This window comes from Flavobacterium marginilacus (assembly GCF_026870155.1).
Taxonomy (GTDB): domain Bacteria; phylum Bacteroidota; class Bacteroidia; order Flavobacteriales; family Flavobacteriaceae; genus Flavobacterium; species Flavobacterium marginilacus.
This window is the reverse complement of sequence record NZ_CP113975.1, coordinates 3,500,717-3,513,956: the sequence shown is the minus strand read 5'-3', so window position 1 is coordinate 3,513,956 and position 13,240 is coordinate 3,500,717. Positions and strand designations below refer to the sequence as shown.

11 protein-coding genes are annotated in these 13,240 nt (G+C 32.8%); 3 read left to right on the top strand and 8 right to left on the bottom strand.

Annotated features, from left to right (window positions below; genetic code table 11):
• Positions 1 to 13: 13 nt before the first annotated feature.
• A complete protein-coding gene (gene truA, locus OZP07_RS14545; RefSeq protein WP_281635654.1) occupies positions 14 to 769 on the bottom strand; it encodes a tRNA pseudouridine(38-40) synthase TruA in 756 nt (251 codons plus the stop codon).
• A 434-nt stretch (positions 770 to 1,203) separates the two neighbouring features.
• Here truA and OZP07_RS14540 point away from each other — a divergent pair, with 434 nt between their 5' ends.
• Complete coding sequence (locus tag OZP07_RS14540; protein ID WP_194639201.1) at positions 1,204 to 1,698, top strand: metallophosphoesterase family protein; 495 nt, start codon at positions 1,204 to 1,206, stop codon at positions 1,696 to 1,698.
• Positions 1,699 to 1,706: 8 nt separating this feature from the next.
• Here the strand turns inward: OZP07_RS14540 and OZP07_RS14535 are convergent, their stop codons facing one another.
• The 3 genes from OZP07_RS14535 to OZP07_RS14525 form a co-directional block, all read right to left on the bottom strand.
• Complete coding sequence (locus OZP07_RS14535) at positions 1,707 to 3,401, bottom strand: tetratricopeptide repeat-containing sensor histidine kinase (protein WP_281635653.1); 1,695 nt, start codon at positions 3,399 to 3,401, stop codon at positions 1,707 to 1,709.
• Positions 3,402 to 3,446: 45 nt separating this feature from the next.
• Positions 3,447 to 4,109: a response regulator gene (locus tag OZP07_RS14530; RefSeq protein ID WP_194639197.1), complete on the bottom strand. Its 663-nt coding sequence runs from the start codon at positions 4,107 to 4,109 to the stop codon at positions 3,447 to 3,449.
• Positions 4,110 to 4,253: 144 nt separating this feature from the next.
• Entirely contained in the window at positions 4,254 to 4,667 is a 414-nt protein-coding gene (locus OZP07_RS14525) for a DUF4293 domain-containing protein (protein ID WP_281635652.1), read from the bottom strand.
• A 182-nt stretch (positions 4,668 to 4,849) separates the two neighbouring features.
• Between OZP07_RS14525 and rho the strand changes: the two genes are divergently transcribed.
• Complete coding sequence (gene rho, locus OZP07_RS14520; protein WP_281635651.1) at positions 4,850 to 6,727, top strand: transcription termination factor Rho; 1,878 nt, start codon at positions 4,850 to 4,852, stop codon at positions 6,725 to 6,727.
• Between the two features lie 125 nt (positions 6,728 to 6,852).
• Here the strand turns inward: rho and OZP07_RS14515 are convergent, their stop codons facing one another.
• From OZP07_RS14515 to OZP07_RS14505, 3 genes are all read right to left on the bottom strand, one after another.
• Complete coding sequence (locus OZP07_RS14515) at positions 6,853 to 8,067, bottom strand: RsmB/NOP family class I SAM-dependent RNA methyltransferase (RefSeq protein ID WP_281635650.1); 1,215 nt, start codon at positions 8,065 to 8,067, stop codon at positions 6,853 to 6,855.
• A 100-nt stretch (positions 8,068 to 8,167) separates the two neighbouring features.
• Entirely contained in the window at positions 8,168 to 10,138 is a 1,971-nt protein-coding gene (locus tag OZP07_RS14510) for a KUP/HAK/KT family potassium transporter (protein ID WP_281635649.1), read from the bottom strand.
• A 127-nt stretch (positions 10,139 to 10,265) separates the two neighbouring features.
• Positions 10,266 to 11,540 (bottom strand): hypothetical protein, encoded by a 1,275-nt coding sequence (locus OZP07_RS14505; protein WP_281635648.1) that lies wholly within the window; start codon positions 11,538 to 11,540, stop codon positions 10,266 to 10,268.
• Positions 11,541 to 11,656: 116 nt separating this feature from the next.
• On the opposite strand from OZP07_RS14505, the gene OZP07_RS14500 reads away from it, so the two are divergent.
• On the top strand, positions 11,657 to 12,721 hold the full coding sequence (locus OZP07_RS14500) for an oxidoreductase (protein ID WP_349293640.1): 1,065 nt from the start codon (positions 11,657 to 11,659) through the stop codon (positions 12,719 to 12,721).
• A 56-nt stretch (positions 12,722 to 12,777) separates the two neighbouring features.
• On the opposite strand, the gene OZP07_RS14495 is transcribed toward OZP07_RS14500, so the two are convergent.
• The gene (locus OZP07_RS14495) at positions 12,778 to 13,236 is read right to left on the bottom strand and encodes a sensor of ECF-type sigma factor (protein WP_281635647.1); all 459 of its coding nucleotides are present in this window, start codon (positions 13,234 to 13,236) and stop codon (positions 12,778 to 12,780) included.
• Positions 13,237 to 13,240 lie beyond the last annotated feature (4 nt).

The window sequence follows — 13,240 nt, the reverse complement described above, 5'->3', positions numbered from 1 at the left end:
TTCAAAAAAATATCTAATTGTTCAATTGTCTAATTTTTTCAAAATCGTATTCAATTTTAGTTAAATATAAACCATGTGCAGGAACCGAAAAGCCTGCTTTTTCTCTGCTTTTACTTTTTATGATCAGTTCAAAATCATCTAAAGTAATTTTATGTAACCCAATATTAATTAGTGTGCCTACTATAGAGCGAACCATATTTCTTAAAAAACGATTGGCCGATATAGTAAAAATTATTTTCTCACTTTCCTGCATCCAATGAGCTTCAAATATTTCGCAGTTAAAAGTATTGACATCGGTATTTACTTTAGAAAAACATTGGAAATCGGTGTGATTTAGTAATGTTTTCGCGGCTTCGTTCATTAAATCTAAATCTAATTTTTGATGAAAATACCAGCTTTGCTCCTGAAGGAATGCATCTTTAAAAGTATTTATGTGATACTCATATGTTCTTTTGGCAGCATCAAAACGGGTATGTGCTTCATCAGCAACGGGGAAAATATCATATATCACAATGTCTTTTGGTAAAAAAGAATTCAGCTTGTGCATGGTGTTTGGAATATCAAATGGTTTTCCCAAATCGAAATGGGCGTACATCTCTCGAGCATGAACTCCAGTGTCTGTTCTTCCTGCCCCCATAAGACTAATTTCAGAGTTAAGAATCACTGAAAAAGCCTTGTTCATTGTTTCCTGAACTGAGGGAGCATTTGGCTGAATTTGCCAGCCGTGATAATTTGTTCCATTGTAAGCTAGTTTTATAAAATACCTCAAGGCGCTGATTTTAGATTGCGGATTTTATAATTACAGATTTTTGATAATAATCTGCAATTGAAAACCGCTGTTTTTTTAATGCAAATTTACAAAGAATGTATCTTCATCACGGCATTCGCTTATAAAAGTTTCTGACACGAATTACACTAATCTGCACGAATTAAGATTGCTGTTTAATTACACAAAATATTCGAAACTGTAAAAAGTTGTAAAATTTGATTTCAATTTTGATAAGAATTAGTGTTAATTGGTGAAATTCGTGTTTATCTTTTTTTAAAAGCGAATGCCGTGTATCTTCATTGGTAGTTTTTTATTTAAAAGCAGAATGTCTATTTTTGCTGGCATCTCCTAGCCCTGATAATAGTGAAAATCCTTTTGTGCCGGTGTTCGGCACAAAAGATTGAAACGGATAGCGGGATCAGCTCCAAAAAAATATGAAAAAAATTCTTCTCCTTTCAGATACACACAGTCATATTGATGATACGATTTTGAAATATGTAAATCAGGCTGATGAGGTTTGGCATGCTGGTGATATTGGCGATTTGGCTGTTACAGATACTATAAAAAAGTTAAAACCGCTGCGCTGTGTTTACGGTAATATTGACGATGCAGAGGCACGTTTGGAATTTCCTTTGCACAACCGTTTTTTTTGTGAAGGTGTTGATGTTTGGATTACGCATATTGGGGGTTATCCGGGGAAATATAATCCTGCTTTGAAAGAAGAGATGGCGTCAAATCCTCCGAAATTATTCATCTGCGGGCATTCGCATATTTTAAAAGTAATGTTTGATAAAAAAAATAACCTGCTGCATATGAATCCTGGTGCTGCAGGTAAAAGCGGTTTTCATCAGGTGAGAACGATGCTTCGTTTCGTGATTGACGGTGAAAAAATTAAGGACTTGGAAATTGTTGAACTAGGTAAAAAATGATAGTTTTCTTATTTGATAACAGGGACTTTTAGGTAAATTGCAGTGCCTTTATTGGGGGCTGAATTGACAATAAATTCTCCTTTCATATTGTTTATTCGGGCACGGATTTGATTAATTCCAAATCCTTCGTAAGTCTCAAACTGGTAGTTTTTAAAACCTGTTCCGTCATCTGTCACATGAATGATTAAGGAAGAGTCAGTTTCTTCAATATTAATTGAGGAATGGCTTGCATTACTGTGTTTTATAATATTATTGATTAATTCGGCAATTATAAAGTACAGTTTCATTTCAAAATCTTCATTGTATCTTTTTTTAATTTTGATAAGCGAATTAAAAGCAATTGTAATTCTGGAATTGGATGTTTTTTCACATAAATCTTCCAATGCATATAAAAGTCCAAATCGAACTAATAAAGCCGGCATTAATTCATGTGATAAGTTTCGGATCTGTTTGTGTGCTTCTTCAAGAATCCCTTTTGTTTTGTTAATTTCCTCTGGATGTGTTTTTTGGAGTGAGGTAAAAACATTCAGATGTAAACCGGCTGAGGAAAGTAAAGCACTGATATTGTCATGCAAAAAGGTTGAAATCTTTTTTCGTTCCAATTCCTGGCCATCAATAGAGGCATTGATAATTCTCTCTTGAATTTTACTTTGAACATCGATTAGTTTGTTTTTGTGTTTCAAATGAATGTTCTGGAAGAAAAAATAGAAAGATATTATAGTGCAGATTAAAATAAAGAAAACAATAATTACGATTTTTTTATTTTTGGACTGTTCTTCAATTAATAAATTTTGCTTGTTTTTGTAAGTGGTTTCAATTTTGTCGATTTCTCTTTTGTAATGGTCAATTTCGAGATTCAGGCCTACAATATTTGCTTTGTTTAGTTTTTCCTCAATATGGAGTTCTTCTGTGATTTTATTGAATAAGCAAAGGTTTTCATAGGCTTTTTGAGGTTCGTGAATTTTGTTTAAAAATTTTGAATACTCTAAATGCGAGAAAGACAGATCTGATTTTTCATTTCCTTTATTGCCAAATTCTATTGCTTTTTGAAAATATAAATCGGCTTTTTCATTTTCGTTTGTAAAATTGTAGTACATGCCATTAAGCATGTTTAAAATAACTACGGTAGATTCGCTGCCAAAAATTGACTGGTATTTATTGATGTATTTTAAATAAGGAAGCCCTTCCTGATACTTTCCGATATCAAAATAGGCCCAGGTAATATTGAGTTTTGTGAAGAATATTTGTTTTTTATCTAAAACTTTCTGGCTTTGCTGCAGTGATTTTTGATAGTAATAAATTCCTTTGTCATATTGCTTTTTATCGAAGCAATAGATGTTGCCCAGATTATTGTAGAATTGATTTTTTAGGGTGGGATTATTAGTTTTGTTAACATAAAAAAGCCCTAGATTGTAATAATGCAGTGCTTTTAAGGGTTCTGTAAGTTCATCAAAATTGGAAGCTATTATCAGGTAAGAGTTAGCTGTTAAAACATTGTTCTTTATTTTGATTGATTGTTCTAGTGCTACTCTTGATTTCAATAATGATTCTTCGTAATTACCATTTATTCGATCCTGTTTTGCATCTTTTAATAAAGAAGTTATTTCTGTTTTGGAAAGTGCCTTGTTTTGAGCAGGTAAGGTTAGACTAAAATTGATTAGAAATAAAAATGGAATTAAGATTCGAAATCTAATTTTAAACATATTTTATTGTATCAATAGAAAGCCTGCAATGCTTGAATAGTTAAATTAAGATATAACCAAATGATTGTTCATAGCATATTTTACTATACCGATAGTGTTTTTGGCTTTTAGTTTTTTCATTATATTTTTGCGATGAGTTTCTACAGTATTTGTACTGATGAAAAGCTGTTCGCTTATTTCCTTGCCGCTATATTCAAGAGCAATTAAAATAACAATTTCAATTTCACGCTCTGTTAATAATGGATTTATATTTGGCTTGTAAGTTTTGAGTTTCGGATTGTTTTTAGTAGCATGACTGAATATTTTTTCACGGATTGTTTCACAAAAATATTCTTCACCGTTAGCTACTGCCTGTACTGCTTCGATGATGCTGTCTCCTGCACATTGTTTAGTTAAATAGCCTGTGACACCCATGTCCATGATTTCTTTAATTAATTTTAAGTCGTCATAGCTGGAAAGTATTATAACTCTGCACGGAAATCCTTTCTGTCTGAATTCTTTAACAACTTCAATTCCGTCTTTTTCCGGCATGCTAATATCAAGAACAAGTACATCAGCCTGATTTTTAGTAACATCCTCAAAAACTGTTGTTCCATTGAGAGAAAAGCCAACAACTTGAAAATTTGGGACAGTATTGAGTAGGGTTTGAATTCCGTGGATAATTATTTGGTGATCATCTGCAAGATGGATTCTGATATTCTTTGTCATAGGTACTAATAACTGTATCCAAATTTATAAAAAAAGATTATTAATAGTGCATTTGTAAGTACAAATTTAACAGAGCTTGATAAAAAAACCCGAACTGTTACATTCGGGATTTCTTCGCACATTAATAAATTAAATTTTATAGGTTTATCTCAATCTATCCACAGATTTTACAAGATCTTCATCCTTCTTAATCGCTTTATTAGCTAAAACTAAAAAAACGACAGCTAAGATAGGAACAAACATCCCAATACCTTTCTCAGAAACAGTAACTGCTTCTCCAGATAAATTTAGTGAATGATATACAAACAATCCTAATAAAATCAAATTTAATACGATATTCAATCTGTTGGCAACAAATTGAGTTTGTCTTTTTTTAAATGAAATTATGCTGTAAACTGTTATTGCAGTACTTAGTCCAAGTAATATTGAGTAAATTTGATTCTGCATGACAAAATAATCTTTACCATCGCTCCATTTCCAAAGCGGAAAAATAAACGGCAGAATACCTACTGCTAAAAAAGCGATTAGTAAATAAATGGTCTGAATTCGTTGTATCATGTCTTATTATTGTTCTACAAAAATATATTTTCTTTTTAATAAATACTATTGTATGATAAATTTTATTTGTATTATTGCATAACATTACCGTAAGCACTTCATACTGCGGGTCATTAAAAATAAGATACTACCTAAAAATCTTTTGTATTATTTTCCAAATTAATTAAACACATAGAACTTTCATGTTTGATATTTCTGTATTAAAAGATTTGAAGCTTACTGAGCTTCAAGAAATAGCTAAAAAGGCTAAAACTATTAAATTTACTGGTGTAAAAAAAGATACTTTAATTAGTCTTATTTTAGAACATCAAGCTTCTGCTGTTGAATCTGTTCAAGAGAATACTGCTGATGAGCAGAAGCCAAAAAGAACCCGTATTGCTGCTGAAAAAAAAGCAGCAAATCCAAAAAATGATGTTCCGGTTTTGTTTGAAAATGAAGAGGAAAAGGAAAGTGCTGAAATACAGATTACTTCAGAGAAAAAAGTTAAAGCTGTAGCAAAAAATGCAGATCAAACAAATGCAGATGCGGGTAAAGAAGCAGTTGTCTCTGATAATGATGTAAAAGAAGTAAAAGCTGTAAAATTCAGTAAGTCAGCATACGAGAAGAAGATCGCTTTGCAGAAAGAAAAAGAAGCTTTAAAAGAAGTTGCGAATGTAGAAGAAGCAGTATCAGATTCTAATTCGGAAGCAGTGGCTGAAAAAACAGAGAATACTGTTCCTGAAAAAAAAATAAATCCACACGAGCGCAAGCGGACTGACGAAGCAAATCAGTTAAATAAAAAAGGTCAGAATCCAAATAAAATAGGTCCAAATCCAAACGGAAATTCCAATCCAAATGGAAATCCAAATCAGAATCAAAACGGGAACCAAAACCAAAACCAAAATCCCAGCCAAAATCCAAATTTTAAAAACAAAAAAAGCAATTTTAAAGATGCCGATTTTGAATTTGACGGAATTATAGAAAGTGAAGGTGTTCTTGAAATGATGCCTGATGGTTACGGCTTTCTGCGTTCTTCTGATTATAATTATTTAGCTTCTCCTGATGATATCTATTTATCTACATCTCAGGTTCGCTTATTTGGTTTAAAAACTGGTGATACTGTAAAAGGTGTGGTTCGTCCTCCAAAAGAAGGTGAGAAATTTTTTCCTCTTGTTCGTGTTTTAAAAATTAACGGACATGATCCGCAAGTCGTTCGCGACAGAGTTTCTTTTGAGCATCTAACTCCGGTTTTTCCTTCTGAAAAATTTAAATTAGCCGAAAAACAAAGTACTATTTCAACCAGAATTATAGATTTGTTTTCTCCAATAGGAAAGGGACAGCGAGGGATGATTGTAGCACAGCCTAAAACAGGTAAAACAATGCTGCTGAAAGAAATTGCTAATGCAATTGCAGCAAACCATCCAGAAATTTATTTGATCGTTTTACTGATAGATGAGCGTCCAGAAGAAGTTACAGATATGCAGCGTAGTGTTCGTGGTGAAGTAATTGCTTCTACATTTGACAGAGAGCCGCAAGAACACGTAAAAATTGCCAATATCGTCCTTGAAAAAGCAAAACGTTTGGTAGAATGCGGTCATGATGTTGTTATTTTGTTAGACTCAATAACGAGATTGGCTAGAGCTTACAATACAGTACAGCCTGCTTCTGGAAAGGTTTTAAGCGGTGGTGTTGATGCTAATGCGCTGCAAAAACCAAAACGTTTCTTTGGAGCCGCCCGTAATGTAGAAAATGGCGGATCTTTAAGTATTATTGCTACAGCTCTGACTGAAACAGGTTCTAAAATGGATGAGGTGATCTTTGAAGAATTTAAAGGAACTGGAAACATGGAATTGCAGTTAGACCGTAAGATTGCTAACAAACGTATATTCCCTGCCATTGATTTAACATCGTCTAGTACAAGACGTGATGATTTATTATTGGATCAGAAAACATTACAGAGAATGTGGATTATGCGAAAAATGCTTTCAGATATGAATCCGGTTGAAGCGATGACTCTTATAAATGACCGTTTCAAAGAAACCAAAAATAATGATGAGTTTTTAATCTCGATGAATGATTAAGAGAAAATCAATTTCAAAGTTTAATTTTGAAAATTAAAAATAAAAAACTCCAATTTCAAATTTGAAATTGGAGTTTTTTTATGCTTTGTAATTGCTATTGATTTTTGTAATTGTTATTAAAAAAATTACTCTTTGCGTTCTAATAAAGCCATATAAAAGCCGTCAAAACCTGATTCTGAGGCCAGTATTTTTTTGTCTTCTATGAAATTGAATTGTTTTCCAATTTCGGTTGTTAGAAATTTTTGGACCTGTTCCTGATTTTCTGATGGTAAAATAGAACAGGTTGCATATACTAATTTCCCTCCCGGTTTTACAATTTTAGAATAACTTTCTAATACTTCAGATTGAACTTTTCGGATGTTATCGATGAATTCCGGCTGTAGTTTCCATTTAGAATCCGGATTTCTTTTAAGAACTCCTAATCCGCTGCATGGGGCGTCAATTAATACTCTGTCTGCTCTCTCGTGAAGTTTTTTAATCACTTTTGTAGAATCAATAATACGGTATTCAATATTAAAAGCGCCGTCTCTTTTTGCTCTAAGTTTCAGCTGTTTTAATTTACTTTCGTACAAATCCATTGCAATCAATTGTCCTTTGTTTTCCATCAAAGAAGCGATATGCAGTGTCTTTCCTCCAGCACCCGCACAGGTATCAACTACGCGCATACCTGGCTTTACATCCAGAAAATGCGCAACTAATTGTGAATTGGCATCCTGAACTTCAAAAAAACCTTGTTTGAAAGCATCAGTTAGGAAAACGTTAGCTCTCTCTTTTAGGACTAAAGCGTCTGGCTGATCTTTTAAGAATTCCGTTTCGATGTTTAAATCCATCAAAATCGCTCTTAAGTTCTCTTTGGTAGTTTTAAGTGTGTTTACTCTCAAAATTACTTTGGCAGGCTGGTTTTGGGCAGCAATTTCGGTAGCCCAAACTTTTTCTCCTAATTCTTTTACGCCTAATTCGTCCATCCAGTCCGGAATAGATTCTTTTAGAGCTCTTGTTTTTGAAAGTTCATCAAAGCGGCCTTTTATTTTTCTTTCAGGAGTTCCTTCTAATTGTCTCCAGTCTGGAATTGGATAACCTCTTAAAACTGCCCAGACAGAGAACATTCTCCATAGATTGTCTCTGTCGTAAGGCTCTTTTACTTCGGCAATTTCAGCATATAATCTTTTCCAGCGTACGATTTCGTAGATAGTTTCTGCAACAAATTTTCTATCGGAACTTCCCCAGCGTTTGTCTTTTTTAAGGGATCTTGCTACTACTTTATCTGCATATTCTCCTTCGTTGAAAATAGCGTTGAGTGCATCGATAGTGGTATAAACTAAATTTCTGTGTAATCTCATTTTGAATAATTGAAATGCAAAGGTACTATTTATTGGTCAAAACCAAATTTTAAATTTTAAACAAAAAAAACACTGTTTAGAGAACAGTGTTTTGAAGTTTTTAGTTTTTAACGAAGATTCTGGTTAGTCCAATATTTTCCGGCGGATGAAGGACCATTGGGAATTTTTCTATTTTTACAGAACTGCTGTCTAAACCAAAAGCGCTTTCTTCTGACAAGCTTAGTTTTTTAATTAAGAAATAAGAGTTCATGATTAATTTTTCATGCCATAATAAATCACTGTCTGGTGATAAAAATTTCTCGGATAGTACAAATTTAAAATCGCCAATAATGTTGTTTTTGTTTAGAGATTCATATCTGCTGGTAATGTCTACTTCACCATTTTTTACCATGTCTTTGATTACTTCTCTGAACATCAGGTTGATTTTGGTAGGTTCTCTAAATCCTAGATTGAAATCAACTCTGTATAAATCGTCTTTAAGAATTTCTCTTACTTTGTATTCGGTTTTATAAGGTTCTGATACGATATTTACGTGAACAAACCAATATATATCGGCTCTTTTGGGTCTTTTCTGCAGGATAGAAAACATTACTTTTTCCTCTATTTCATCACTGCGGTTAGCATTAGTCATGTAAACCAAATGTGTAGCATATTTTGGAATTGATAAGTCAGAACTCAATTCGCTGAGGACTTTTTTGTAGTCATCGATTTTTACAAATTTGGTGTAGTTTTTATTAATTTGTTTAGCTCTGTACCAAATTGTCATTACACCAATAAGAATCATGGCAATCAAAAGAGTTACGTAACCGCCTTCACTGAATTTAGTAACATTTGCTGCTAGGAAACTCAATTCGATAGATAGGTAAATGGTAATCAACGGTACAAAAAAGTACCATTTTACACGTTTCATTATTAAGTAAAAGTTCAATAATATAGTGGTCATTATCATGCATAAGATAATAGCCAGGCCATAAGCATGTTCCATATTGCTGGATTCTTCAAAATGAAGTACAATTCCGATACAGCCAATAAGCAATAACCAGTTTATTGAAGGGATGTATAGCTGTCCTTTAAGTTCTGTAGGATATTTGATTCTGACTTTTGGCCAAAAACTTAATCGCATTGCCTCATTGATTAAAGTGAAAGAGCCAGAGATAAGGGCTTGAGATGCAATTACTGCAGCCATTGTTGCAATAACAATTCCAAAGGGCTTGAACCATAATGGCATTATCAAGTAGAATGGATTAGCAAAATCACCTCCTAAAGATTGTAATGTTACTCCCTCGTGGTGTATTAAATAGGCTGCCTGTCCGAAATAATTTAAAACCAGAGCTGATTTCACAAAAATCCAGCTTATTCTAATGTTTTTTCTTCCGCAATGCCCCATGTCTGAATATAAAGCTTCAGCCCCAGTTGTACATAGAAATACAAAACCTAATGCAAAAAAACCTTCTGGATGTATGCTTAATAAATGGTAAGCATAATATGGATTAATGGCTTTGAAAACTTCCGGATGTAAGGAGATTTGATTAACACCTACAATGGCGAGCATTAAAAACCAGATAAGCATCATTGGTGCAAAAAATTTACCAACTAGTTTAGTTCCAAATTGCTGAATAGTAAATAGAATCACCAAAATGCCAATAACAATAGGCACGGTGTTTATGTGCGGAAAATAACTTCTCATTCCTTCTACTGCTGACGATACGGAGATAGGGGGAGTAATGATTCCGTCAGCGAGTAAGGCACTTCCTCCAATAATTGCGGGGACTATCAGCCATTTAATTTTTGTTTTTTTAACCAAGGCATATAAAGCAAAAATTCCGCCTTCTCCATGGTTATCAGCACTTAATGTTATGAGTACGTATTTAATTGTTGTCTGCAGTGTTAGTGTCCAAAACACACAGGATACACCTCCTAAAACAATATCAGCATTAATGACATATTCGCCAAGTATGGCTTTCATTACGTATAATGGAGAAGTACCAATGTCTCCATAAATAATTCCCAAAGAAATTAATAAACCTCCCAAAGTCAATTTGCTATGGAGGTCTTTGTGCGTTGCGCTCATCTAATGATTTTATAAAAACGGCTCAAATTTACTACTTTTCAATAAAAAAAAAGGACTTATGTGTTAAAATAATAAAAGAGGCCTAATATGTTAATATTAAGCCTCTTTGCTGTTTCTATATTTGTTTTTAAATTCTTCTATTGCTGCCTCTTGAGGTGTAATCGTTATTTCTTTGTGATTCAGATCTTTGAGAGCTGTTGTTTTCTCTCTGCATATTATTTTCTCTAGGAGCACTGTTTCTGTTTTGAGAATAGTCTCTTTGCGGCTCTGCTCTCTGAGAATTGTTTTCTCTTGACGAGTTATTCATGTTTTGAATTCTATTTTCTCTTTGAACATTGTTATTGTTTTGAGAATAGTCACTTTGAACATTGTTTTCTCTTGATGTACCAGCCATATTTTGATTATAATCTCTTTGAGAATAATTTTCTCTAGAAGTGTTTCCTCTGTTTTGACTGTAATCTCTTTGAGGTTCAGATCTTTGAGTTGTTACTGTTCTTGGAGAGTCTGTTCTGTTTTGAGAATAATCTCTTTGATATTCAATAATTGGTCTATTTGCTGCTCTCGAATAACTTGTTCTGTTTTGAGAATAATCTCTTTGATAATTATTGTAATTAGTACTGCTTCTTGAATAAGCAGTTTCATTTCTGGTACTATTGCTGTATCTTCTTTGATTTAAATCATAATGATTGGAATAACTGCTGTTTCTTCTTGAAAAGGCATAGTTAGGATATCTTCTTTCGTAACTGTTACAGCTGTATGAAGTGTAAATTGCTGGTGCACGATAGCATCTTCTGTAATTTACATAATTATAAGTGTTGTGATAATTTACACATCCATAAACATTTTGTCTGTATCTGTAAACTGAATATGGGTTCCATGCAATATAGAAACTTGGATAAAAATTCCATGTCCAAGCTGAATAGTAAGGACGGTAATAACTAGCCCAAAATGATGCATAAATCTGCGGAGTTAAGCAATATTGAGGCTCGTAAATATAGTTTTGACCATAAATGTATGCGTTTCCAACAATTTGAATAGAAATTTTATTGCTTCTGTCTTTTTCAACTTCTATTGTTGCTATATCTTGGTATAAATCACGGCCAAGTATTGATTGGATGATAATTATGTGAGTATTGTTTTCTACAGATTCGATTACTCTTAAATAGTCTACCTGATTGTCATTATTTAAGTCTAAATTTGAAATTTGAAGTTTAGGATCATTTAAGCGTCTTTCAAAATCACTTAAGTTTTGAGATTCACCAAAAATAGAAGATACAGCTGTTAAATCAAGATTATCACTAATATCTGAATTCATCGCATTTATTGTAGTTCTATTTTGTGCGCTCATTTGAAAGGCAAAAAAAGCAGCGATAATTGTGGCTAATTGTATTTTGGTTTTCATGGCTTTTTAATTTAAATTGTTCGTATTATTATCTTAACAACAACTGTGCCAGAAATAGTGATTACTAGTGGCGGATCTTAAAATAAAATTATAAGTATGATTAAAAATATTGAGTTATGATGAATAAAGTATTTTTTAGTTTATTGTTTTTTAGCGGATTGCATTTTGCTCAGGCTCAAGATTTAAATAAAAATAAAATCAATCAAAAAGGTTTTAGTACAGTCAAAATTGATACTCTTTTCCAGGATAAAATAAGTATAAGGGCAATTGTGATGGATGGCGGTAAAGTTTGGTATGCCGCTGATAAAAACCGCTATGGATATTATGATTTAAAATTGAATAAAAAAATTGAAAATAAGATTGTCGAGGATACTCTAAAAATGGAGTTTCGGAGTATTGCCAAAACAGACAATTTTATATACATACTTAGTGTGGCAAACCCTGCTTTATTGTACCAAATTAAGAAAGATGCAAAAAGTATCAAATTAGTTTACCAAGAAAGAAATGAAAAAGTTTTTTACGACAGTATGCAGTTTTGGAATAATAAAGAAGGAATTGCGATAGGAGATCCTTTGACTAATCATCTTTGCTTATTGAAAACAATTGACGGTGGTTTTACTTGGAATAAAATACCAGAAAGTAAACTTCCTGAAGTTTTTGACGGAGAGGCACATTTTGCAGCCAGCAATACAAATGTTATTATTAAAGGAAAAAACACCTGGGTTGTCTCGGGAGGAAAGAAATCCAGAGTTTTTTATTCCTCTGATAAAGGAGATTCTTGGAGCAGTTATCAGACTCCTATTGCTGAAGGTAAACAAATGACCGGAATTTTCACGGCAGATTTTTATGATGAGAAAAATGGTTTTGTTTCAGGTGGTAACTATGAAATCCTGAATCAGAATTTTAATAATAAAGCGATAACAGATGACTGCGGAAAAACCTGGAAGCTAATCTCTGATAATGAGGGTTTTGGATATGCTTACTGCGTACAGTATGTTCCTAAAAGCAGTGGAAAGGGAATAGTAACTGTCGGAGCATCCGGACTTTATTATTCATCAGACGGCGGAGCCAGCTGGATTCAATTTAGTAAAGATCCAAGTTTGTATACAATCAGGTTTATTAATGAAAGTACGGCAATCGCTGCCGGCCAGAATAAAATGATCCGTATTCGTTTTAAATAAAAATTCCCGTTTTATAAATCTATTATAAAACGGGAATTTCTGAATTAACAACTAATTTATTTATTGGAACCTTTGTCTTTATATTGCTGCAACAGTTTTCTGTTGAAATCTTCTTCTGCTTTTTTCAATTTTAATATTTTAATCGAAGGTAGTACGTCTTTTAAATTTGTCATGAATTTTTTTCGTAAGTTGTATAAATCTTCTTCATTGTCCTGAATCTGATCTAAAATGGCACTGGCTTCTTTCTCTGATAATTTATCAAGATTGTCGCCCTGCATTCTTTTGAAATAATTTTTCATTTTTTGATGTCTTAATTCAAATTGTCTGTCATCAAAAGTGTTGTAAATTGGCCAGAATTTTTCAGCTTCGCTTGATGTAAGATCAAGTTCGGTAGTAAAAAATGCGACTTTCATTGCTCTGATCTGCTCTTTTTTATCTTTAAAATTTTCATTTTGAGCATAAAAATTAAAAGATAAAAACAGAAAAAGTATAGGGAGTATTTTTTTTAAGTCCATGGTT

Bases quoted from the DNA above. Each gene is read 5' to 3' on its own strand.
- OZP07_RS14515 (WP_281635650.1), bottom strand. From the start codon at position 8,067: ATGAGATTACACAGAAATTTAGTTTATACCACTATCGATGCACTCAAC.
- OZP07_RS14500 (WP_349293640.1), top strand. From the start codon at position 11,657: ATGATGAATAAAGTATTTTTTAGTTTATTGTTTTTTAGCGGATTGCAT.
- OZP07_RS14535 (WP_281635653.1), bottom strand. From the start codon at position 3,401: ATGTTTAAAATTAGATTTCGAATCTTAATTCCATTTTTATTTCTAATC.
- OZP07_RS14530 (WP_194639197.1), bottom strand. From the start codon at position 4,109: ATGACAAAGAATATCAGAATCCATCTTGCAGATGATCACCAAATAATT.
- OZP07_RS14540 (WP_194639201.1), top strand. From the start codon at position 1,204: ATGAAAAAAATTCTTCTCCTTTCAGATACACACAGTCATATTGATGAT.
- OZP07_RS14525 (WP_281635652.1), bottom strand. From the start codon at position 4,667: ATGATACAACGAATTCAGACCATTTATTTACTAATCGCTTTTTTAGCA.
- OZP07_RS14495 (WP_281635647.1), bottom strand. From the start codon at position 13,236: ATGGACTTAAAAAAAATACTCCCTATACTTTTTCTGTTTTTATCTTTT.
- rho (WP_281635651.1), top strand. From the start codon at position 4,850: ATGTTTGATATTTCTGTATTAAAAGATTTGAAGCTTACTGAGCTTCAA.
- OZP07_RS14510 (WP_281635649.1), bottom strand. From the start codon at position 10,138: ATGAGCGCAACGCACAAAGACCTCCATAGCAAATTGACTTTGGGAGGT.
- OZP07_RS14505 (WP_281635648.1), bottom strand. From the start codon at position 11,540: ATGAAAACCAAAATACAATTAGCCACAATTATCGCTGCTTTTTTTGCC.